Consider the following 20,723-nt stretch of genomic DNA (forward strand, 5'->3'; position numbering starts at 1 on the left):
TGCCATCATCCACCTCTTTGCTGTGGATGTTGAATCAGCTTCGCCGCGCCGCGTCACTTCACAATCGATTCATCGATCGCAGGACCTGCTCTAGCTTGGTTTGTAGCTGTGACGCGAAAAGAAGCGGTCAAGCTCCCGCTGCTGCGGAGTCTGTCCGGTATAGATCGCGATATATTCCGGAATTCGCTTCATGCGCACGGCAATGTCTTCCTTGGACTGCATCGAGATATAGCCGATCTGCACAAGGTAGGTCGTCCGCGCGCGGACATCGGCGGAAACGGCGTCATAGCCGAAGCGGGTGAACATTCGCGAGAGCGCCTCCATGCGCAAGTGGTCGGCGCGGCGAACCTCCTCGAGAATATCCGGGGACTGCAAGGCCCAGCTGCGCACGGCGAACTCGAACTGAGAATCGAACAAGTCCTTATCGAGCCAGCAGTCGAAGACATTGAGCATCGCCTCCGCAACCGACTCCGCATAAGCCTCTGACTGCTTGACCAAATTCCCGGTATTCTTGTCCCGCCATCTGCCGACCAGGGCGCTCAGAAGCTCTTCGCGATCCTTGAAAAACCAATAGAAGCTCGTGCGCGAGAGCTTGAGCTTCTTCGCCAGCGGCTGGATCTTTACGGAATCCACTCCGGAATCGATCAGGGACGAATAGGCCGCCTCCAACCAACCCTCCTGAGACCCCCGCCATCCGCTGTCGCTTACACTCTGGTCCATGGCTCTTCTCCTATCAAATTACTGTGGTCTCGACAATGAAAATGTACATTAGTGTCTCAGAAAAAGACGCTTATGTTTTCTTCGTTGACATAGGTGTACATTTTCATTTAGCGTCATGCGATGTTTCCAGCCCGGAGCACGACGCATGTCGAACGATCCTCTTCTTCAGCCTTATAAATTAAAGCATCTGACGCTGCGCAACCGCATCATCGTGACCTCTCACGAACCGGCCTACCCCGAAGACGGCATGCCGAAGGAGCGGTATCGCGCCTACACGGTTGAACGGGCCAAGGGAGGTGTCGCGCTGACGATGACGGCCGGCTCGGCCGCCGTCTCGCGAGACAGTCCTCCGGTTTTCAACAACCTGCTCGCCTATAAGGACGAGATTGTTCCGTGGATCCGCGAGATGACCGACGCGGTTCACGAACACGGCTCGGCGATCATGATCCAGCTTACACATCTCGGCCGCCGCACGCGCTGGGACAAGGGCGATTGGCTGCCCATCGTATCGCCGTCCCACCATCGCGAAGCCTCGCACAGGGCCTTTCCGAAGAAGATCGAAGACTGGGATATCGAGCGCATCATCAAGGATTTCGCCGACGCTGCCGAACGCATGAAGGCCGGTGGCATGGACGGCATCGAATTGGAGGCCTACGGACATCTCATAGACCAGTTCGTTTCGCCGCTGACCAACGAACTCGATGGGCCGTATGGCGGCTCGCTCGAGAACCGCATGCGCTTCTGTCTTGACGTCTTCAAGGCGATGCGAAAGCGGGTAGGGGACGATTTTATTCTCGGCGTCCGATACACTGCGGACGAACGCCTTCCCGGCGGTACCGGGAAAGAGGAAGGCATCGAGATTTCGAAGCGGCTGCGCGACAGCGGCCTGATTGACTATCTCAACGTCATTCGCGGCCATATCGACACCGATCCGGGTCTCACCGATGTCATTCCCATCCAGGGCATGGCAAACTCTCCGCATCTCGATTTCGCCGGCGATATCCGCGCCGCGACGAACTTTCCGACATTCCACGCGGCCAAGATCCCGGACGTGGCGACCGCCCGCCATGCCATCGCGGCAGGCAAGGTCGACATGGTGGGCATGACGCGCGCCCACATGACGGACCCGCATATCGTTCGCAAGATCATCGAGAAGCGCGAAGAGGATATTCGTCCCTGCGTCGGCGCCAACTACTGTCTTGACCGCATCTACCAGGGCGGCCTTGCCTTCTGTATTCACAACGCGGCGACCGGGCGCGAGCAGACGATGCCGCACATCGTGGAGAAGGCCGAACTCCGCAAGAAGGTCGTTATCGTAGGGGCGGGACCGGCGGGGCTCGAGGCGGCGCGCGTGTCCGCCGAGCGCGGTCACGATGTCGTCGTCTTCGAGGCCGCGAATAACGCCGGCGGTCAGATCCGTCTGACGGCGCAGAGCGAGCGGCGCCGCGAGATGATCAGCATCATCGACTGGCGGATGAGCCAATGCGAGAAGCTTGGCGTCACCTTCCACTTCAACACCTGGGCGGAAGCCGAGACCATCACCGCCGAAAAACCTGATGTCGTCATCATCGCGACCGGTGGTCTGCCGCATACCGACGTTCTCACGAAGGGCAACGAACTCGTGGTATCGTCCTGGGACATCATCTCGGGCGACGTGAAGCCGGGCAGTCACGTTCTCGTCTTCGACGACGCCGGCGACCATGCCGGTCTGCAGGCAGCCGAATTCCTCGCGAAAGCAGGTGCAAAGGTAGAGATCATGACGCCGGACCGATCCTTTGCTCCGGAGGTGATGGCGATGAACCTTGTTCCCTACATGCGCTCGCTGCAGACGCTGGACGTCACGTTCACGGTGACGTTCCGGCTGGAATCGGCGGAAAAGAGCGGCAACCAGATCATCGCGACGGTCGGGAGCGACTATGGTGGCGTCGCCAAGGAAAGGGTCGTTGACCAGATCGTGGTCAATCATGGCACGATCCCGCTCGATGAACTGTACTTCGAACTCAAGCCGCACTCCCGGAACCTGGGTGAGATCTCGTACGATCAGCTTCTTGCGGGAGAGCCGCAGTCCGTCGTCCGCAACAAGGACGGCCAGTTCCAACTCTTCCGGATCGGCGATGCGGTCGCCGCGCGCAATACCCACGCCGCGATCTACGACGGCCTCAGGATCGCGAAGGACCTTTAACGTCTCGGCCGGCCAAATCGGTCGGCCGATCTTCATATAAGGACGAGTCCCTACATCGCGACCTTGCGGCGGAGAAAAGCGGTGTCCTGCCCATGAAAATGCGAAGGCGACGCCATTCGATGGAAACCGTCCTGACGCCGCTCTAGTTTAAGGGGTGTATGCAGCGAGACAGCGGGGAGCCGATGCACATAGATGGAAGATGTCATTGCGGGTTTGTTTCGTACAAGGCGGAAATCGACCCCGAGCAGGTGTCAATCTGCCACTGCACAGACTGCCAGCGGCTGACGGGAACGGCCTATAGGGTTACCGTGTCTGCGCGACGCGAGGCATTTGAGATCACGGGTGGAGAGCCGAAACTCTACGTGAAATTCGGCGATAATGGCCGTCGCCGGCTGCAGTACTTCTGCCCGAATTGTGGGTCACCGATCTACACAACTGGAGAGCTTGAAGATGCTGACGAGGTCGGCATTCGCCTGGGGACGATAAACCAGCGATACAAGCTCCGGCCCAGATCGCAGGGCTGGTGCTCCTCTCGGCTGCCTTGGATCGACACCATAGGGGATCTTCCCGGGCGGCCAGGCGATTAATACGGTATTGGGGCTCCTGCCGCTTCGCGCCTTGAAAGCCTCTGCACCGATCGCGGCATCGCCGACACATCTCCTGGTCAGCGATCGATGACCAGATTGCTCAGAGGTTTCGAACAGCAGGGCAGGAACATCCCGGCGTCGATTTCCCGCTGCCTGATGCCGCCATTGTGGTTCATCTCAACCGAGCCCGAGACGAGCTTGGATTTACAGGTTCCGCACATGCCATTGGAGCAGGATGATGGGAGCCTGATGCTGCCTTTCTTCGCGGCTGCCAGCACGGTCTGATCGGCGGAGACTTCGAGCATCCGCTTCTGCTTCGAGAATTCTACCTGATAGATCTTGCCCGCAGGCTGTGCCTCGACGTCGAGGCCGGGTTCGTCGATGACAGCGGCATCGAAGCTCTCCTCGATGTAGTTCGACGCCGGAACGCCAAGCGCTGCCGTGATCGAGCGGGCCGCCGCCATGAATGGCGCCGGACCGCAACACATGACGACCCGCTCGGCGATGTCAGGAACCGCAAGCTTCAGGTATTCGGGCGATATCCGACCGGTCAGTCCGGACCAGGCTGGCTCGCCGGTCACCGTTTCCGGCAGGAAGTGGAGCCGCAGACCTTTCATCCGTGTCGCGAGGCCGGACAGATCCTGGCGGAAGATGAGGTCGCAAGGCGTGCGCGCTGCGTGAAGGAAAACGATGTCCGAAGGTTCGTATCGATCCGCCAGATCGCGGGTGATCGACATGACAGGGGTGATGCCCGAGCCGCCGGATAGCAGCAGGAGCTTCGTTTTCTCGCCTTTTGGACGAATGAAGTGACCGAGTGGCCCTTGGCCTTTGACCGTCATGCCCGGAGCCATGTGATCGTGGAGCCAGTTCGAGACCTTGCCGCCGGGCACACGTTTGACCGTCACGGTGAACGCATTACCGCGATAGGGTGACGACGAGATGCTGTAACAGCGAGCCTCGCCTTCCGAACCTGTCGGGAAATCGAACAAGAAGTACTGTCCGGCCTCGAAGTTGAAGCGCTTGCCTTCCGGAGATGCGAACGTGAAGCTTTTCACATCATGCGTCTCCTGATGAACGTCGAGGCAGACGAGCGTCTCGTCCCGCTCGGGATTCCAGATGGCGGCCTCGCTGCGCGAAATTTGTTGGAACTCAATACCCATGAGCGCGCATCCGATCGATGTACCAGGTCGCGAATTTGTCGAGATTGGTTTCCGAGAACCGGGAATAGGGGCCTGGTTGATAGGCCGGGTCGAGTGCGCCGGCGTGCGAGCGGGCGACGAGATCCGCGTCCTGGTCGGTCGTTGCGATCCAGACATCGGTCAGCTTGTCGAAATCATAGTCCCTGCCTTCGACGGCGTCCTTGTGCACGAGCCACTTGGTTCTGACCAGTGTCTTGCCGGCGGAGAGTGGAATGACGATCGCGACGACGGCATGGTCGCCCATGAAGTGGTTCCAGCTATTGTGACCCCAAAGATGCGTATCGCCGAGGTCCTTACGGGTCATTTGACCGAGGAGCTTCGACGATGCCGCCGTGGCATCATGCGTCTGAGATTCGCCGGCACCGGCGATGATCAGGCGCTGGGTCCGGAAGTTTGTCGCGCAGTCGACGAGCTGCTCGACGGCGGCCGACGGAAAGCCATCGGCTTCCCAGGCCCTCGTCCGCTCGTCGTAGAGGCGGAAGTGCTCCTCCGCCTGTTCGCGATCCTCCGGGCTCAACGTCTCCGGGTCGAAGCCGAAGTCGAGATCGACGAAAGAGACGCAGAGTTCCGGATGGTTGGCGGAACAGTGATAGCACTCGCGATTGTTCTCCATCGTGAGCTTCCAGTTGCCGTCCTCGATGACATCGGTCTGATGCGCGACCTTGGCGTTGCGGATGTCATATGGCGCGAGGCGCTCGATCATGGTCTGCTCGAGGTTCGCAATGTCCTCCGGAGGATTGTCGGAAAGGCAGACGTAGACGAGGCCGGCGATCGATTTGAAATTGACCGGTTTCAGGCTGTGACACTGCTTGTCGAAGTCCTGGCCCATATGGGGCGCGTAGGCGAGTTCGCCGGTCAGCTCGTAGGTCCAGGTATGGTAGGGACAGACAAGTTTCGAGACGATGGTCTTTCCGGCATCGAGCAGGCGCGACCCGCGATGGCGACAGACGTTGTGAAGCACGCGGAGCTCGCCGTCATCGTCGCGAAGGAGGATCAGGCTGGTCTTGCCGATATCGACGACGGTCGCATCGCCCGGCTCCGGAACGTCGCAGTCAAGGCCGATGCAGATCCAGTGCTTATGGAAGAAGACATCGATGTCGGCCTCGAAGACGTCCTCGCGCGTATAAAGGCCGGCCGGCAGGGAATGACCATCGGCGCGAGCTTCAAGAAGGGCGGAGATATCGGATGGAAGCCTGTTTAGCATGATAACTCCTCATGGTTCGATGGCCGGCAGTTTGCTCTTGCATCCCATAGGCTTCAACGGCAATAATTTTCAGCAATCCATAACCTTATGTAATGCTGGGGATGCTTGAATGAACTTTCGGCGTCGTATCCCATCTCTGACGGCATTGATGACGCTTGAAGCCGTTCTGCGGCACCGAAGCTTCACCGCGGCCGCGATTGAGTTGGGCGTCACTCAGGCAGCAGTCAGCCGCCAGATCGCGGCATTGGAAGAGGAACTGGGATTGCCGATGTTCGTGCGCAAACACCGCGCCATCGAACCGACCGCGGAATGCCTCACCCTCGGAACGACGCTCGCTCAGAGCTTTGCGAACATCGCGGACACCGTCGACGCGGTCAGATCCTCCCAGCAGGACGTCGTGACCATCGGCGCGACGGTCGCCTTCTCCTCGTTCTGGCTTCTTCCCCGGCTGGCGGAGTTCCGGCGCGAGAATTCGGGCGTCCAGATCAGGGTCGTTTCGCAGGATGCCAGGATCGATCTCGATGCAGGCGGCATCGATATAGCCATTCGTTATGGAAGACCGCCATTCGCCGACGCGAAGGTGGTTGCCTCTCAGGAGGACTTTGTCGTCCCCGTATGTTCGCCCGACTACCTCCGGCGGCGTCCGCCCGGTGAGCTCAGCGAAATCGACGAATTCATCGAGACGGACGTGCATGACAGATCATGGCTGTCATGGCCGCAATGGGCGCAGGAGACGGGTCGTGCTTTGCGGATCAAGCCGCATCTTCGCTTCAACCATTATACCGAGGCGATCGCGGCCGCGCGCGCCGGACAGGGGATCGCACTGGGTTGGCGCCTTCTTGTCCAGACCTTTCTGGATGACGGCACGCTCGTCGCCCTGGACGTAGCCGAGATGCCCACCGAGGACCGGTATCATGTTCTGCTCCCAGCCAGAGCACGCCGCAAACCTGCGGCGGAGCATGCGGCGAATTGGCTGGCGAACGCGCTCACTCGTTGAAGACGCGAAAGATCCCCTTGAAGCCTGAGATTGGCAGCCGAGCGCCGTGCACAGTCATCCGAGATCGATGAAAGTCATACCGCCGGCTGCGATAAGGCTTTGATTTCAGAGGGCCGCCAGCCAGGCCTTGACGCCTGAGAGGCTGTGGAAATCATCGACTGCGCGCACCTTGACTGCTGGCAGGGCGGTGGCAGCCATTTCCGCCAGAGCACGGCCAGGCCCAAGTTCGAGGATCGCGGTCACGCCACGTTCACCCAAGGCTTCAAGCACATCAGCCCAATCGATCCTCTCGGCCACTTGCCGTGCCAGACCCATCCGAGCGCGAAGCGGGTCGGCAACGAGAGTGGCACCACTGGCGGTCATGAGACGCAGGGTCGGGCGGCTCATGGCCACCGAGGCGAGCGCACTGTCAAACGGTGCGACCGCACCGGCGAGCCGCGGCGTATGGGAGGCGACGCGCACCGTCATCGGGGCGGCACGCGCTGCACCTTCCTCCAGCGCAGCCGCGCAGAGCGCATCGATTGAAGGTCGATCGCCGCCGACGATGAACAGAAGATCCGGGTTCACAATGGCAATTGCGCAGCCGAACCGGCTGGCGAGCTGTTCCACGGCCGCCTGCGGCAAGCCGCGCACATAGCCGAGCCCATCATCCGGTCCGCCTGCGGCATCCATTGCCCGTGCCCGCTGATCGACCAGTTTCAAACTATCCATGAGCGACCAGACGCCGGCCACCCCCCATGCCGCCATTTCACCGACGCTGTAACCGGCCACCATCGTTTCGCTTGGTGCGCCCACCGGGAAAAGGGCGCGGGCAATCGCAAGCGCACGCGCCACGCACAGGATCTGCCCCTCGCGGTTTGCATGCAAGGCGGCTTCGGGTGCAGTCCGGCAGAAGTCCGTCGGGTTGGTGCCAAGCACGGCGGTCGCGGCCTCGAAAACGGGTTGTGCCGCGGGTTCCGTCGCGAAGAGCCCGAACATCTCCCGATTCTGATGACCTTGGCCCGAGCAGAGCAGCGCGAGGGTCACAATTCCATCACCTCTGTAAACAGCGCCATCGCAAGCAGATCGGCACAGCCGCCGGGGCTGAGGTTGCGCGCGACGAATGCCTCGTGAATGGCTTTGGCATCCCACCGCCAGTTCGCCCGTCCGACCCCACCATCCGCCAGAAAGGCGCGGGCCTTCTCACGCGCGAAATTCAACCCTTCCGGGCCGGCACGATAAAGCAGATTGCTGTCGTCGACCACGGCGATGAGCGCCATGCAGGCATGGACCCTTGCGGCTTCCTCATTGCCCATGGCCAGGCGCCGTCCTTCGGCAAGCGCCGGACGGGCGATATCGTAGACGGATGGCATGCCGGCGGCAGCCTCGGCCCGCGCGCCTCCGACCTGGTAGCGCCGCGCCACCACGCTGCCGTGACTGTCATGCTCCGGCGCCTTGTCGAGGATGTCGCGTCCCCAACGCTGTGCGACAAGGGTGCCGAGCGGCGCCCGCCAATCGCAGGTCGCCGCCAGGCCGGCCGCCGCCGCAAGAAGGCCAAGGCCGAAGATGGCGCCGCGATGGGTATTCACTCCGCCGGTCGCATCCCGCATTGCCTTTTCCGCTTCCATGCCGATTTGCCGCAGGCGATCCATGCCGGCGTTCATCGCGCCCGTCTTGGCAAGCGCGATGAAGAACGGCTCCAGTGTCCGAGCGCTCAGGCGCAGAAGATCTGCGTCCATGTCGGCGTGAGCGCCGTTGTCGATGTGGCTGACCAATCCTGGCTTGGGCCAGGTTTCCACCTCCAGGATGAGCGCTCGGGCGGCATGCCGCCCGATCAGCGCGGGATCGCAATGCTTGACGGCGACGGGGTGTGGTTTGGCCAGCAACGGAAACGTCATGCGAACAGCGCCTCCCGCGCAATAAGGGCCGATCCGGTATGGGATTTAACCAGGAGCTCCGGATTTCCCGACAGCCATTCCCGCCATTGCACGGCTGTACCGCACGGCGTGATCAATTCGGCGTCGATACGCATCGGCGCGCGTTCGGCAACATCGGTCAGTAAAGCCGTCACTCGCCTTGCATCTGCGTCCGAGCCACACTCGACCAGAAGATCGAGATCGGAAGTATCGGCCAGATAGGAAAGGCCGGTCAGGTATTGCCAAGCCAGACTTCCGAAACAGCGACAAGAGGGGGCTGACTCCAGAAGGGTGCCAATGGCCTGACACCATCGCGCCGGCGCCGCGGCCAGCGCATCCCTTAATAGAGGAGGAGGTGTCGTCCGTATCACGGCAGCGGGCGGGCAGGCGAGAGCAAGCCGTTTGCGTCCCATATTTGGAGGAAGGGGAAGCCCCAAGGATATGATATCCGCCGCGTCGCTGCATGTCCGACGACGGAAGATTGCCGGTCGTCCCAACGCCGCCCATGCCAGCACATCGGGCTCCATTTCGCCCTGGACTTGCCCACGCAGCAAGCCCGGCCACGCTTCGGAGCGCACATAGACAAGATCGTGGCGGCGGAGGGCGGCGACATCAGTCATGGAGCAAAGCCAGCCGCTCTACCTCGGCCGCGATCATCGCAGCCTTCGGCCGGCCGCCGCGATCGGCGCCCAATTGCGCGCGCAGATCACGCGAAACAGGCCGGGCAAGAAGTGCGGCAAGCTGGGCGTTCAACGAGGCCGCCGGATCCCAGACTTCCGCTACGGCGCCGGTGGCAAGAAGATTATCGAGGCCGGGCGCGAAGACGGGCGTTGTCTCGGCCTTTTCCTTCAGGATGGCAAGCGGCAGCTTGGTTACTCGAGCCATGGATGGCAGGTCCATGACTTCGGGCCAGGCGGTGGGCAAGGCTGCCAGCGATCCGCAGGCCAGCGCGGTGGCAATGAAGGCGCCGGCAGCGCTGCCCCCGTAGAGGAGGCCGACCGTGCGGTGTCCCGCATGCTCCGCCTGCCACAGCGCCTTTGCCAAATGCGCCAGTGCCTCGCTAAGCCCCAGCAGTTCGTCACGCCGGCTCATCCGCTGGCTGCCGGAATCGACCAGGAACAACAGGGGCGAGCTGTCCGGCCGTCGCGCGACGGAAAGGATATGCCCGGCCAGCGCTATCGCCTCGTCGACGCCGGGATAGGTCTTGTCGGCAATGCCGATCAGATCGATCCGGTTCTGCTGGTCCAACCGGCCCCAGCCGGTAACGAGCCCGCCCGCCTGCGCCACTTCATGGCCGGCCGGAAAGAGTGAGGACAGGATATCAGCGAGCTGCATCGGCGCTCTCCCGATGGATATTGGCGGTGGTGAGGAAAGTCCCGATGTCCCGCTCCGGTATTTGCCCGGGGTCCTCAATATGCAGCCGCGCCCATATCTCGGTGGCATCACGGGCATCGCCAAAATGGCGCAATCTATGTTCGAGCCGCGTCTGTTCTGCTTGCAGCACCGTCGGGTCTAAAGTGGCCGGCCGTTGCAGCGCGGCAATCGCGCCGGTGCGGAAGGCGGCGATATCGTCCTCGACGAAGATATCGGCTCCGCCAATCAGGTAGCGATGCTTGCCGCCCATGGTTCGCCAGACGAGCGCCCGATCGCGGGAGTCGAATTCTTCCACGCCTTTGTTCGTTTCGATGACCTCCGGACCGGAGACGGATAGGCGACCCTGCTCGGAAATGACGAGTGCCGAACAGCAGCCGGCAATCAGGCTGCCGCCACCGTAGCAGCCCGCCCGGCCGCCAAGAAGACCGATGACGCGCGCACCCTCGGATCGCGCCTCCAGCACGGCGCGCATGATCTCGGAAATCGCCAGCTCACCGGCATTGGCTTCCTGGAGGCGCACGCCGCCTGTGTCGAAGAGAATGACGATATCCCGCCGCATCTTAGCCGCGGCATGCAGCAGGCCCGTCAGCTTGGCGCCGTGCACCTCGCCGATGGCACCGCCCATGAAGCGCCCTTCCTGGGCGGCCACCAGCACGGGACGGCCGTCAATGCGGCCGGCTCCGACGATGATGCCATCGTCGAACTGCCGGGGTAAATCGAAAAGTGCAAGGTGAGGGCTCGTCTCCCGCCGTTCCGGGCCCAGGAATTCGGTGAAGCTGTCGGCGTCGAGCAGATGCAGCAGCCGACCGCGGGTGGACTCTTCATACCAGCTTCGGCGCGGCGTGCGAGGATCGGTCATTCTGGCTTCTCCATCAGCCGCACACCCTGGGCCAGGCGCAGCGCCACCATATCCGGCCGGGCGCCGCCGTCATTAATCGTGATGCGCAGACCGCCGGCGGCAGAGCGTGCCGCGAAATCTTCGGTAACCGCTGCCCACAGCTCGGCGAAACCATGGGCCGGCGTTGCGATCTCGATAACGCAACGGTCCGGCGCCTCCCGCCGTTCAAGCAATATTTCGAGGTTGCCCGACGCGACGACGCCCACCAGGGCGAGGGCGCGGGTCCCGCCGGTCTGTGCCGATTTCAATTTGTAAAGCAGATTTTCCATGGCGGTGGCCTACCAATTGCGAAACCGGGAAGGCGGCCTGTAGAGGCCGCCAGAGGCGAGCATCAGATCCTTGATGGAATGCGCAGCCAGCAGACTGCGATCGGCATCCAGGGGATCAATTCCAAGGTCTTCGGGACGCTGGATGACCTTGCGCTGACGTAGGTGCTCCACCATCTTGCGGTCTCGGGCGCGACCGACTTCGGTGTAACCGGCCACGCCGCGGATCGCCTGTTCCCGCTCGTCCCTGTCCCGGCACAACAGCAGATTGGCGATCCCCTCTTCCGTCACGATATGGGTCACGTCGTCACCGTAAACCATCACGGGAGCCAGATCGAGCCGTAGCTTGTCGGCCAGATCCAGGGCGCCCAGACGCTCGACGAACATCGGCACCATGCCATCGCCGAAGGTTTCGCCGATCTGGACGACCAGCTTGCGTCCTCGGCGCAGGGCGGGGGTGGCGGCAGAGGGGTCGGCTTCCCGGCCGGCGCGCAGCCAGGCGTCGCTCGGATGGCGCCGACCCCGCGCGTCCGATCCCATATTGGGGGCGCCGCCGAAACCGGCGACCCTGTTGCCGGTCACGGTCGAACTGTTGCCGGCAAGGTCGATCTGCAAGGTCGAGCCGATGAACATGTCGCAGGCATACAGTCCGGCGGTCTGGCAGAAGGCGCGGTTGGAACGCAACGAGCCGTCAGGTCCGGTGAAAAAAATGTCGGGGCGAGCCCGCATATAGTCTTCCATGCCCACTTCGGAGCCGAAGGAATGGATCTGCTCCACCCATCCGGCCTCGATGGCGGGGATCAGGGTGGGATGAGGGTTCAGCGCCCAATGCGTGCAGACCTTGCCCTTCAATCCCAGCCGTTCACCGTAAGTCGGCAGCAGCAGCTCTATGGCCGCGGTATTGAAGCCGATGCCATGGTTCAGGCGGCGCACGCCATAGGGCATATAGAGCCCCTTGATCGCCAGCATTGCCGTCAGGATTTGCGTTTCGGTAATCGCCGCCGGATCGCGCGTGAACAGCGGCTCCACATAAAAGGGTCGCTTGGCATCCACGACGAAATGAACCTGGTCGGCAGGAATGTCGACGCGCGGCACGCGATCGACGATCTCGCCCACCTGCGCGACGACCAGCCCCTTACCGAAGCTCGTCGCCTCCACGACCGTTGGCGTGTCTTCCGTATTCGGCCCGGTGTAGAGGTTTCCCTCTCTGTCCGCGCTGACCGCGGCGATAAGCGCCACCTGTGGCGTCAGATCGATAAAATAGCGGGCGAAGAGCTCCAGATAGGTGTGAACGGCACCCACTTCGATCTGGCCCCCGAACATCATGCGAGCGATGCGGGCCGATTGCGGGCCGGAATAGGAAAAATCGAGCCGCCGGGCGATGCCGCTTTCGAAAATATCGAGATGCTCCGGCAGGACCACACCCGACTGCACCATATGCAGGTCGTGTATTTTGGCAACATCGACTTCAGACAGCGCCTTGGCCAGCAGGTCGGCCTGCTTCTGGTTGTCGCCCTCAAGGCAAACACGATCCCCGGGCTTCAGGATCGCTTCCAGGAAAGCGACGAGGCGCTGCGGGTCGACAAGCTTGCCGGCAGCGAGGCGCTGGCCGGCTTCCAGACGTGCCAGCCTGTCGCGGCCCTTTGTATTCCAATCAAGCATTTGATTGCCCTTTGTATGCGCAAGAGCGTGTTTCTAGAAATATAATGTACACACAATTGCGAAAAACCGCAACAACGTGTATTTTAAAATCGTCATGCGGTTTATCTGTATGCATTGGAGGAGGAAAAATGGTGGCCTTGTATTTCTATCGAAGCGCGTGCGGGGAGGATCGCTCATGATGATCTCCGGTGTCGCTATGCTTGCCCTTTGCACCCTCTTGGGGAGCGTCCTCGGGGATCTCCTGGGGGTGGCGCTTGGCGTGAAGGCGAATGTCGGCGGTGTCGGCATTGCCATGATCCTGCTCATTGCCACGCGGCTGTGGCTGAGCAGACGGGGCTTGCTGACGCTTCCGCTCAAACTCGGCGTCGAGTTCTGGGGCGCTCTCTATATTCCGATCGTCGTTGCCATGGCGGCTCAGCAGAACGTGCTGGTGGCTGCACGCAGCGGTCCGCTGGTGTTGATTGCCGGGATCGTGACGGTTTTCGTTTGCTTCGCGACCGTCGCGCTGATGAGCCGTATCGGCGAGAGAGGCGAAACGATGGATGAAATCGAAGCGAAGGCCAGGGGCGAGCTTGCCACCTCCGGCAACGCGGCCTGAGGGAGGCTTCCATGGAGATCCTGAAACACAGCCTGACCGCCAACAGCCTGCTCACCGCGTTTGCGATCGTTGGATTGGTGATGTGGCTGTCGAATGCCATCTCGAAACATGTCCTGTTCGGCCGCGTCCACGGCTCGGCCATCGCAATCGTCCTGGGGCTTGCCGCCGCCTTTGCGGCTGGTCTGTGGACCGGAGGCGAGAAAGGAGTGGTGGATATTCCCATCCTCAGCGGCATCGGCCTGATGGGCGGAGCCATGCTGCGCGATTTCGCCATCGTCGCCACGGCCTTCGAGGTTGATGTCAGCCAGGCACGCAAGGCCGGCGCTGTCGGTGCGCTTGCCCTTGGCCTCGGCACGGTTCTTCCGTTCATTGTCGGCTCGTTACTCGCCGTCGCCTTCGGCTATACGGATGCCGTATCCATAACGACGATCGGCGCCGGTGCCGTTACCTACATCGTGGGACCAGTGACGGGAGCCGCTTTGGGCGCAAGCTCGGCCGTGATCGCGCTGTCCATCGCCACCGGTGTTTTCAAGGCTGTCCTTGTCATGGTCGGAACACCGATTGTCGCCAAGGCGATCGGTCTCGACAATCCCCGCAGCGCCATGGTGTTCGGCGGCCTGATGGGAACCGTCAGCGGCGTGTCGGGCGGCCTGGCGGCGACCGATCGTCGGCTCGTTCCCTATGGCGCATTGACGGCGACGTTTCATACGGGGCTGGGCTGCCTTGTTGCACCTTCGATCCTTTATCTCGCCGTCAGGGCGATTGCAGGGGGCTGAGGGTGCGATGAACATGCAGCACGCGGCTTGATATTGCATGGTGATTGCTATCTGTCGAATTGGATGGTGTAAAACTGAATGGTTTCCCGCCAAATCGGAAGCAAGGTTTGAAATGACGGAATTTGACGAAGCTGGATCGATCGGTCAGCGCATTAAACTCGTGCTGATGGATGAGATTTCCTCCGGTGCCATAAGGCCTGGCACGAGTTTGGACGAAGCAACGCTGAGCAGCCGCTTTGGCGCTTCCCGCACGCCGGTGAGGGAGGCTCTGCGCCAGCTGGAGGCGATCGGCCTGGTTGAGATTCGCCCGCGACGCGGCGCAACGGTTCTGCCATTGACCTTGCCGCGGCTGATGGAGATGTTCGAAGTAACCGCCGAGATGGAATGCATGTGCGTCCGTCTGGCAACGCATCGGATAACGGGTATGGAACGCGCGGTTCTGGCGGACATTCACGAGCGCTCCGAACTCGCAGCGAAGGCGGACGACTTCGAGCAATATGACAAGCTCAATTTGTCCTTCCACGAAGCTTTGTATCGCAGTGCGCATAACGAGTTTCTGTTCGATGAACTGATGCGGCTTCGTGCAAGGCTCCTGCCATTCCGCAGAACGCAGCTGCGTCAACCGCAGCGATTGTCAGCTTCATTTCATGAGCACGAGGCGATCCTGCGCGCGATGATGCGCGGCGATGCGGCGGAAGCGGCCTTGATCATGCGCGAGCACATGCTGAATGCGGCTTTGGCATTGGCGCGCTACATGGAAATCGGTGAGGAAGCCGCATAAAGGCGGCATCCGGCAAGCGCGCACAATAAGCGGCTTGGAACGTCACAGCACTATCCTGATGTGTTGAATAGTGCTGTGTATCACTTTGTCAGAGCGGTCTGACGTTTTCCGCCTTCGACTTGCCGGTCTTACGATCCTGGCCGAGATCATAGGAAACGGATTGGCCCTCTTTGAGCACATCGCCATATTGCAGGGCGGAGACATGCACGAATACGTCAGCTCCTCCCGATTCCGGCGCGATGAAGCCGAAGCCCTTGTCGGTGTTGAAAAACTTAACTTTACCAGTCGGCATGCCATTCCCCCGTGTCTGTACAGTTTGATTGCGACGGCAACCTAGCGGTCAGTCGGCGCCAGATCAAGCGGGTCGGATGCAACAAGGTTCAGCTGGCCGTGAGCTGCCGACGAAAGCCGGCATGAGCAGGCTTCCTGTCGATTGAAGCGATGTCGGGCGGCCTGATGCCGGAACCCGTGTCTGCAACAGTGACCAAGCCGCTCAGCATCGTCCGCGCGATGTCGGGCGCAATGTGATGCGGCATGTGGCCGACATCGTTCAGCAGCTTGATGATAGGGGCGGGATGTTTTCTCCGGATCCATTCCAGGTGCCAGGCGGGATCGATAATCCTATCGGCGAGCCCGAACAGGACCGATATCGGCAAGTCCGCGGGGAGCATCGTCAGACGCTGCATATCGCTATTGAATGCCCGAAGCTCGTCCGCCATGGACCGGATCGAAATCGGGTTGAGCAGATGATGTGCAGGCAAATTTGCAAGCGTGGCAGGGACGGGGTTCGGATAGGACGAGGCTTGAAGTCCCCGTTCGACAAAATATCCGGGCCAGCGGCTGATCACCTGCTGGTAAAATAAAGCGCCGATCATCGGAGCTGAGGCGGCTCTGAGCGTGATCAGCGGCTTGAACGGAACCGGCCGGCAGCAGGGAGAGATCAGCAGCAGGCCACTCACTAGGTCTCGCCTTCGCGCGGCAAGATGGAGAGCAGGCGCGCATCCTATCGAATGCGCCACTATGATGACGTTTCTAATGTCGAGGAACTCGAGGAGACGCTCGAGCCAGACCGATTGCCCGAACCCTCCGCGCTCGCCCTCCGGCAAGGGAGTGCTATGGCCATAACCAGGGCGGTCGACCGCAATCAGCCGATATGCGCTGTTCTCAAAGGGAAGAAGAACTTCCTGGGCGAGACTGCCGCATCCGTGCAAAACGACGACGGGACGCCCCGCGACATCGCCACTTTCCAAGATGTGGACTTGAGCGGAGTCGAATTGAAGAATTTTACCAGTACGAACAATGGCGTGCTGCGTTTTCATTTGCCTCAAACGTAACGTCTCCGAAATTGTTCCACCCTCCGTTTTCGACCCTGGTAACTTCGCCGAAATATCGCGCATTGGCCAGAAAGTAGGTTTTCCGTCAAACAAGATGGAAGATACAACCGGCATGGAAGCTTCACCGATGATGACGGTGGTAGAACCTGTCTGTTTCGGTGGGATTCAACCCGATAATAAATCGGCCTGCGCCGTTTATACTCAAAAAGGATGATGCGACATTTGAAGGTATTCTATGGTAAAACATAGATATGCCTGGAGGGTGCGATGTCGTATCTACGTCACGCCGCAACCATCGCGTTGAGCGTCATGCTGCTCGCGCCATTGTCTTCGAGAGGCGCCGAGAAGGTCGGTCAGGCGGTGCTGATTAAAACCGAAGTTACGGGCGAAGGCGGTCCGCTTGCGGTCGACGATCCCGTGCATCGGGATGAGCGAATTCGCACCTCCCTTTCGGGTCTTGGACAGTTCACCTTTCAAGATGGCACGAAGCTGGCTGTGGGAGCCGGCTCCTCTGTTGTCATCGATAAATTCGTCTACGACGACTCAGGCTCCGTCAAAAAGCTGACCGTCAATGCGGCCAAGGGCACTTTTCGCTGGATGAGTGGAAATTCGAACCACGCGGCCTACCAGATCGTAACTCCGGCCGGGACGATCGGCGTGCGCGGCACGGTATTCGATTTCTATGTCGGGGCCAATGGCACCACGGCGGTCGTTCTGTTGAGCGGCGCCGCGCAATTCTGCGGTGCCGGCGGATGCAGGCAGTTGAAGCAGCAATGCGACTGCGTCGTTGCAAAACGCAACGGTCAGATCAGCGATCCGCGCCGGGTCAACCGCGATATCCTCAAAACCCTGGGCAACCAGAAAGCTTTGCCGTTCCTGTCCGGCGATCAGCAACTTTCGGGACGAATGGGCTTTGCCGGCGGCGGCTGCGGTCTGTCGACGGCGATGAGAGATCGGCCTAATGGCATATCTCCACGCAGCGCTCCGGCGAATAATCCTGCACCGGCACCGCACGATACGCCTAGCCCACCCAGCCCCCAGGAATCGCCGCACGCCGAGGCGCCCGCAGCACCGCACGAAACTCCCAGCACGCCGGATATCTCAAATCCGCCAAGCCCGCCCGATAAATCAGGCAAACCGCATGAGCACGATGACGACGAAGGCGAGCATCACGATCACCATGAACATCACAACCATCATGGCAGAGGTGACCACGGATGGGGTGATCACGACGGAGACGATCAGGACAGCCAAGGAGATGACGGCCATCATGGCGGTCACGGTAACGGGCATCACCATCGATAGTGCTGTACGTGGCGGAGGATGGCTATCAGTCAGCTAGATGTCGGCCGCCTTGTCTGCGGTTTCATCGGCGAAATGTCCGGCTCGGCGCGAAATCTGGCCGTAAAAACCCTGCAATAGTCCTGCTGCTACGGCCCGCGCCTTGAGTTTCGTCGTGCTGATGAGTTTGCGGCTGCTCGTCGACCGTGTTCGGAGAGCGGCGACAAGCTGCCTGTGCGTGGACTGAAGTTCGGCAAATTCGGTGGATCTTTTCAGGCGCGCATCGCCGACCACAGCAAAGAGTTTGGTTCTCATACTCTTACCCTTCAGCGTCAGCGCGCCGGCCTCGAGCAGAGCGCAATCGGGCAGCAGGCTTGCGGTCGGTTCGGATACCAGAATGTCGAAATTGATGTCCTTGCAGGCGGATTCGATACGTGCGGCAATGTTCACGGCGTCCCCGACCGCGGAGTAATTGAACCGTGTCTCGGCCCCCATATTGCCGACGCATGCGAGCCCCGTATGTATGCCGATCCCTATCCCGACCCGCCGCTCGTCTCCGAAACCGAATGCATCGATCTTGTTGAGGCGGGCGAGCGTTTCCCGCATGCCGAGAGCCGCGCGGATCGCCTTGCCGGCATGATCGGAGACATCGACGGGAGCGTTCCAGAAGGCCATGATCGAGTCGCCGATGAACTTGTCGAGCGTGCCGTCATTGGCGATGACATGGTAGCTCAGTGCATCGAGCAGCGTGTTCAGAAACGCAACGACGGCGCTCGGGGTCATCTCCTCGCTGATCTGGGTGAAGTTTCGCACATCGACGAACATGACCGTCAGCTCGCGTTCATCTCCTCCGAGGCGCAGGGCATTGCGCGTATGCTCGATGCGATGGAGCAGGGACGGCGAGAGATAGTGGCCGAAAGCCCGCCGCACGTCGCGACGTTCCCGATCGGTCACGAGAAAGCGGAATGCCGTCGCGGCGAAATGCGTGATCGATCCGGCGACGATCGGTGCCAGCGGGTCGAAGAGGAAGCCCCCATACAAGAAGGCAAGCCAGGAGGCCACAAGAGCAAGGAAGGTAATCAGCAGGCCGCAGGCAAGCGCGACGGCCGGATTGACGAAAGTGGTGAGGATTACCAGAAGGCTGCCCAAGATGGCGATGGACAGGATTTCCAGACCGTCCGCCCAATCCGGCCGGGACAAGAAGCGGCCCGAAAGAACCTGCTCAACGATCTGAGCATGGATGGAGACGCCGGGCACGTTCTCGCCAAGGGCCGTCGTGCGGACATCCTGGAGACCTGAGGCAGAGGTTCCGACGAAAACGATGCTGCCTTCGATGGCAGTTTTGATATCGGTAGAGACGTTTCCGGGCGAAAGTACCTTTGCTGCCGAAATATACCGCTCCGTAGTGTCGGGGCTGACATAGAGCCAGAGCTCTCCCGCTGCCGTTACCGGCACGACGAAATCCCCGATTTTCACACGAGCTAGCGTGTTGGGCGTGTTCGGCGCTGCGTCGAGCACGTAGGTGGAGGCCCCTTGTGCGACGCGGAGCGCTTCGAGCGCAAGGCTGGGGTAAAGCTGTTTGCCGTCGCTGAGGAACAGCGGAACCGCGCGCACCACCGCCGATGATGCGCCCGGATTGAGGCTGATATGGCCGAGGCCTGCGGCATTGGCCTGCAATTGCGGCTGCAGCGGCGTCGCGGCCTTGATCGCCGGCGGCGCACTGAAGGGGCTTTCGCCGGTATAGGCAAATCCCGCCTTGATCGGCGGCAGATAGTTCCCTTCGTTGGAGAGGCCGAAGCCCAGAACCACCGGTCTTCCCGATAGCGACTGGGAAAAAATCTCATCATTGTCCGGCAGCTTGCCGAGCAGCGAAGGGTCGATCCCGGTGACATCGCGAACGACATTGCGCGGCGACAGGCGATCGGGCTCAGCGAAAAGGACATCGAAGGCGATGGCGGACGCGCCCATATCGGAAAGCCTGTCCACAAGAGCGGCAATCCGGTTTCGCGGCCAAGGCCATTGACCGAACTCGCGCAAGGACGCCTCGTCTATGTCGACGACGCGGACGGGCTGGTTCTCGAAGGTCCTGGGCACCAGGCGCTGATACTGGTCAAAGGTCAAATCGCGGGCAAGCCTTAGTAACTGAGGATCGCTTGCCCGAAGGATCGTCAGCGCCGTGACGATGGTCAGGCCGATAACGACGCCAATTTGCTGCGCACGCGTCACCATTGCGGCGTCGGTCCCTTTGCCCCGTATTTCCCGGCAATAGTAGCACTTCGGAGAAATGCAAAAATCTATTGTTCTGCTGCTGTGTCGGGAAAGAATATGCTGCCTTGTTCTCGGGAGCGATGCAATGATCAAAGTATCGAGGAGACATGGGGCCGTGCTTTCACGCGGTTGTACGCAGTTCAAGTCTCGCCAAGATTGAGCCGACTCGATTTACTCTTCATCGGGAATATGAGAATCGATGGCGATCGTCTCGAGATTGTTTCGTACGCTCACGACGCCAGGTATGGACAAAACGATAGTTTCCAGGTGGCGCAGCAGCGAAATCGTCTCGACGCGGCCTTCCAGTGTGACAACACCATCGGTGGCACGCACTTCGATGCTGTCGACGTCGACCTTGCCGATCTCTTCCAGTCGATCCGTGATCTGCGCTTCCAACTGGTCGTCGTCAATTCTGTTTGGCGGCAAAGGGGCGGTTGTATCGATCCGGTCCTCGCGTCCAGACGCATCGGCGGTATCCTTTGTAAACCCGGCGCTCGGATCTTCGTCGAAATTGGCCGGGGTGTCGCCATAGCCCGTGTCGTCGGGCCTGGGTTTTAGAGGATCGCCATCGGCATCGGAATATGGCCACCCCTCACGCAGGTCCCGGTCTTCATAGTCGCGATAGTCTTCTTCGCGGGATGACGGATTTGGTTTACGCGGCGCTGTCATGTCGATCTCCTTTCTTATCGGAGTCAAACATG

General features: G+C 60.8%; 21 protein-coding genes. 7 read left to right on the plus strand and 14 right to left on the minus strand.

The genetic code is table 11. The features are described from left to right. Positions 1-90: 90 nt before the first annotated feature. Complete coding sequence (locus FHT84_RS00005) at positions 91-720, minus strand: TetR/AcrR family transcriptional regulator (protein ID WP_112344461.1); 630 nt, start codon at positions 718-720, stop codon at positions 91-93. A 145-nt stretch (positions 721-865) separates the two neighbouring features. Here FHT84_RS00005 and FHT84_RS00010 point away from each other — a divergent pair, with 145 nt between their 5' ends. Next, a complete protein-coding gene (locus tag FHT84_RS00010) occupies positions 866-2,902 on the plus strand; it encodes an NADH:flavin oxidoreductase (protein ID WP_112344462.1) in 2,037 nt (678 codons plus the stop codon). A 182-nt stretch (positions 2,903-3,084) separates the two neighbouring features. After that, on the plus strand, positions 3,085-3,489 hold the full coding sequence (locus tag FHT84_RS00015; RefSeq protein WP_112345169.1) for a GFA family protein: 405 nt from the start codon (positions 3,085-3,087) through the stop codon (positions 3,487-3,489). A 77-nt stretch (positions 3,490-3,566) separates the two neighbouring features. Here FHT84_RS00015 and FHT84_RS00020 read toward each other — a convergent pair whose 3' ends face one another. Beyond that, positions 3,567-4,649 (minus strand): FAD-binding oxidoreductase, encoded by a 1,083-nt coding sequence (locus FHT84_RS00020; RefSeq protein ID WP_112344463.1) that lies wholly within the window; start codon positions 4,647-4,649, stop codon positions 3,567-3,569. Beyond that, positions 4,639-5,892, minus strand: coding sequence for an aromatic ring-hydroxylating dioxygenase subunit alpha (locus FHT84_RS00025; RefSeq protein WP_112344464.1), 1,254 nt, complete (start codon positions 5,890-5,892; stop codon positions 4,639-4,641). Before FHT84_RS00025 ends, FHT84_RS00020 begins: the two co-directional genes overlap by 11 nt. Positions 5,893-6,001: 109 nt before the next feature. On the opposite strand from FHT84_RS00025, the gene FHT84_RS00030 reads away from it, so the two are divergent. After that, positions 6,002-6,889, plus strand: coding sequence for a LysR substrate-binding domain-containing protein (locus FHT84_RS00030; RefSeq protein ID WP_112344465.1), 888 nt, complete (start codon positions 6,002-6,004; stop codon positions 6,887-6,889). 105 nt (positions 6,890-6,994) lie between these two features. Here the strand turns inward: FHT84_RS00030 and FHT84_RS00035 are convergent, their stop codons facing one another. The 7 genes from FHT84_RS00035 to mdcA are packed head-to-tail and all read right to left on the minus strand — an operon-like array spanning position 6,995 to position 12,984. Beyond that, positions 6,995-7,915, minus strand: coding sequence for an acyltransferase domain-containing protein (locus tag FHT84_RS00035; RefSeq protein ID WP_112344466.1), 921 nt, complete (start codon positions 7,913-7,915; stop codon positions 6,995-6,997). After that, positions 7,912-8,766 (minus strand): triphosphoribosyl-dephospho-CoA synthase MdcB, encoded by an 855-nt coding sequence (mdcB, locus tag FHT84_RS00040; protein WP_112344467.1) that lies wholly within the window; start codon positions 8,764-8,766, stop codon positions 7,912-7,914. Before mdcB ends, FHT84_RS00035 begins: the two co-directional genes overlap by 4 nt. After that, a complete protein-coding gene (gene mdcG / locus FHT84_RS00045; RefSeq protein ID WP_112344468.1) occupies positions 8,763-9,404 on the minus strand; it encodes a malonate decarboxylase holo-[acyl-carrier-protein] synthase in 642 nt (213 codons plus the stop codon). The genes mdcB and mdcG overlap by 4 nt, the downstream gene beginning before the upstream one ends. Then, positions 9,397-10,119: a biotin-independent malonate decarboxylase subunit gamma gene (locus FHT84_RS00050; protein WP_112344469.1), complete on the minus strand. Its 723-nt coding sequence runs from the start codon at positions 10,117-10,119 to the stop codon at positions 9,397-9,399. The genes mdcG and FHT84_RS00050 overlap by 8 nt, the downstream gene beginning before the upstream one ends. After that, positions 10,106-11,017 carry a biotin-independent malonate decarboxylase subunit beta gene (locus FHT84_RS00055; protein WP_112344470.1) on the minus strand — a complete coding sequence of 304 codons (912 nt, stop codon included), beginning with the start codon at positions 11,015-11,017 and terminating at the stop codon, positions 10,106-10,108. The genes FHT84_RS00050 and FHT84_RS00055 overlap by 14 nt, the downstream gene beginning before the upstream one ends. Continuing rightward, positions 11,014-11,325, minus strand: coding sequence for a malonate decarboxylase acyl carrier protein (gene mdcC, locus FHT84_RS00060; protein ID WP_112344471.1), 312 nt, complete (start codon positions 11,323-11,325; stop codon positions 11,014-11,016). The genes FHT84_RS00055 and mdcC overlap by 4 nt, the downstream gene beginning before the upstream one ends. Positions 11,326-11,334: 9 nt before the next feature. After that, positions 11,335-12,984, minus strand: a complete 1,650-nt coding sequence (gene mdcA / locus FHT84_RS00065; RefSeq protein ID WP_112344472.1) for a malonate decarboxylase subunit alpha — start codon at positions 12,982-12,984, stop codon at positions 11,335-11,337. Positions 12,985-13,159: 175 nt separating this feature from the next. Here mdcA and madL point away from each other — a divergent pair, with 175 nt between their 5' ends. The 3 genes from madL to FHT84_RS00080 all read left to right on the plus strand — a co-directional run bounded on the left by madL (position 13,160) and on the right by FHT84_RS00080 (position 15,139). Then, complete coding sequence (gene madL, locus FHT84_RS00070; protein ID WP_112344473.1) at positions 13,160-13,582, plus strand: malonate transporter subunit MadL; 423 nt, start codon at positions 13,160-13,162, stop codon at positions 13,580-13,582. Between the two features lie 11 nt (positions 13,583-13,593). Continuing rightward, positions 13,594-14,358 carry a malonate transporter subunit MadM gene (gene madM / locus FHT84_RS00075; RefSeq protein ID WP_112344474.1) on the plus strand — a complete coding sequence of 255 codons (765 nt, stop codon included), beginning with the start codon at positions 13,594-13,596 and terminating at the stop codon, positions 14,356-14,358. A gap of 112 nt (positions 14,359-14,470) precedes the next feature. Then, complete coding sequence (locus tag FHT84_RS00080) at positions 14,471-15,139, plus strand: GntR family transcriptional regulator (RefSeq protein WP_113251396.1); 669 nt, start codon at positions 14,471-14,473, stop codon at positions 15,137-15,139. An 88-nt stretch (positions 15,140-15,227) separates the two neighbouring features. Here FHT84_RS00080 and FHT84_RS00085 read toward each other — a convergent pair whose 3' ends face one another. Then, positions 15,228-15,431, minus strand: coding sequence for a cold-shock protein (locus FHT84_RS00085; protein ID WP_112344476.1), 204 nt, complete (start codon positions 15,429-15,431; stop codon positions 15,228-15,230). A gap of 88 nt (positions 15,432-15,519) precedes the next feature. Next, entirely contained in the window at positions 15,520-16,458 is a 939-nt protein-coding gene (locus tag FHT84_RS00090; protein ID WP_112344477.1) for an alpha/beta hydrolase, read from the minus strand. A 282-nt stretch (positions 16,459-16,740) separates the two neighbouring features. Here FHT84_RS00090 and FHT84_RS00095 point away from each other — a divergent pair, with 282 nt between their 5' ends. Further along, positions 16,741-17,778 carry a FecR domain-containing protein gene (locus FHT84_RS00095; RefSeq protein WP_112344478.1) on the plus strand — a complete coding sequence of 346 codons (1,038 nt, stop codon included), beginning with the start codon at positions 16,741-16,743 and terminating at the stop codon, positions 17,776-17,778. Between the two features lie 33 nt (positions 17,779-17,811). On the opposite strand, the gene FHT84_RS00100 is transcribed toward FHT84_RS00095, so the two are convergent. Together FHT84_RS00100 and FHT84_RS00105 are read right to left on the minus strand one after the other, a co-directional pair. Next, positions 17,812-19,983: an adenylate/guanylate cyclase domain-containing protein gene (locus tag FHT84_RS00100; protein ID WP_181592419.1), complete on the minus strand. Its 2,172-nt coding sequence runs from the start codon at positions 19,981-19,983 to the stop codon at positions 17,812-17,814. Between the two features lie 210 nt (positions 19,984-20,193). Next, the gene (locus tag FHT84_RS00105; protein ID WP_112344479.1) at positions 20,194-20,691 is read right to left on the minus strand and encodes a BON domain-containing protein; all 498 of its coding nucleotides are present in this window, start codon (positions 20,689-20,691) and stop codon (positions 20,194-20,196) included. Positions 20,692-20,723 lie beyond the last annotated feature (32 nt).

It is taken from the genome of Rhizobium sp. BK289, assembly GCF_014193575.1.
In the GTDB taxonomy this organism is placed as follows: Bacteria; Pseudomonadota; Alphaproteobacteria; order Rhizobiales; family Rhizobiaceae; genus Rhizobium; species Rhizobium tropici_C.

What these genes read in the sequence shown, in the direction of transcription:
- FHT84_RS00005 (WP_112344461.1), bottom strand. Translation starts at nt 720, where the DNA reads ATGGACCAGAGTGTAAGCGACAGCGGATGGCGGGGGTCTCAGGAGGGT.
- FHT84_RS00010 (WP_112344462.1), top strand. Translation starts at nt 866, where the DNA reads ATGTCGAACGATCCTCTTCTTCAGCCTTATAAATTAAAGCATCTGACG.
- FHT84_RS00015 (WP_112345169.1), top strand. Translation starts at nt 3,085, where the DNA reads ATGCACATAGATGGAAGATGTCATTGCGGGTTTGTTTCGTACAAGGCG.
- FHT84_RS00020 (WP_112344463.1), bottom strand. Translation starts at nt 4,649, where the DNA reads ATGGGTATTGAGTTCCAACAAATTTCGCGCAGCGAGGCCGCCATCTGG.
- FHT84_RS00025 (WP_112344464.1), bottom strand. Translation starts at nt 5,892, where the DNA reads ATGCTAAACAGGCTTCCATCCGATATCTCCGCCCTTCTTGAAGCTCGC.
- FHT84_RS00030 (WP_112344465.1), top strand. Translation starts at nt 6,002, where the DNA reads ATGAACTTTCGGCGTCGTATCCCATCTCTGACGGCATTGATGACGCTT.
- mdcB (WP_112344467.1), bottom strand. Translation starts at nt 8,766, where the DNA reads ATGACGTTTCCGTTGCTGGCCAAACCACACCCCGTCGCCGTCAAGCAT.
- mdcG (WP_112344468.1), bottom strand. Translation starts at nt 9,404, where the DNA reads ATGACTGATGTCGCCGCCCTCCGCCGCCACGATCTTGTCTATGTGCGC.
- FHT84_RS00050 (WP_112344469.1), bottom strand. Translation starts at nt 10,119, where the DNA reads ATGCAGCTCGCTGATATCCTGTCCTCACTCTTTCCGGCCGGCCATGAA.
- FHT84_RS00055 (WP_112344470.1), bottom strand. Translation starts at nt 11,017, where the DNA reads ATGACCGATCCTCGCACGCCGCGCCGAAGCTGGTATGAAGAGTCCACC.
- mdcC (WP_112344471.1), bottom strand. Translation starts at nt 11,325, where the DNA reads ATGGAAAATCTGCTTTACAAATTGAAATCGGCACAGACCGGCGGGACC.
- mdcA (WP_112344472.1), bottom strand. Translation starts at nt 12,984, where the DNA reads ATGCTTGATTGGAATACAAAGGGCCGCGACAGGCTGGCACGTCTGGAA.
- madL (WP_112344473.1), top strand. Translation starts at nt 13,160, where the DNA reads ATGATGATCTCCGGTGTCGCTATGCTTGCCCTTTGCACCCTCTTGGGG.
- madM (WP_112344474.1), top strand. Translation starts at nt 13,594, where the DNA reads ATGGAGATCCTGAAACACAGCCTGACCGCCAACAGCCTGCTCACCGCG.
- FHT84_RS00080 (WP_113251396.1), top strand. Translation starts at nt 14,471, where the DNA reads ATGACGGAATTTGACGAAGCTGGATCGATCGGTCAGCGCATTAAACTC.
- FHT84_RS00085 (WP_112344476.1), bottom strand. Translation starts at nt 15,431, where the DNA reads ATGCCGACTGGTAAAGTTAAGTTTTTCAACACCGACAAGGGCTTCGGC.
- FHT84_RS00090 (WP_112344477.1), bottom strand. Translation starts at nt 16,458, where the DNA reads ATGAAAACGCAGCACGCCATTGTTCGTACTGGTAAAATTCTTCAATTC.
- FHT84_RS00095 (WP_112344478.1), top strand. Translation starts at nt 16,741, where the DNA reads ATGTCGTATCTACGTCACGCCGCAACCATCGCGTTGAGCGTCATGCTG.
- FHT84_RS00100 (WP_181592419.1), bottom strand. Translation starts at nt 19,983, where the DNA reads ATGGTGACGCGTGCGCAGCAAATTGGCGTCGTTATCGGCCTGACCATC.
- FHT84_RS00105 (WP_112344479.1), bottom strand. Translation starts at nt 20,691, where the DNA reads ATGACAGCGCCGCGTAAACCAAATCCGTCATCCCGCGAAGAAGACTAT.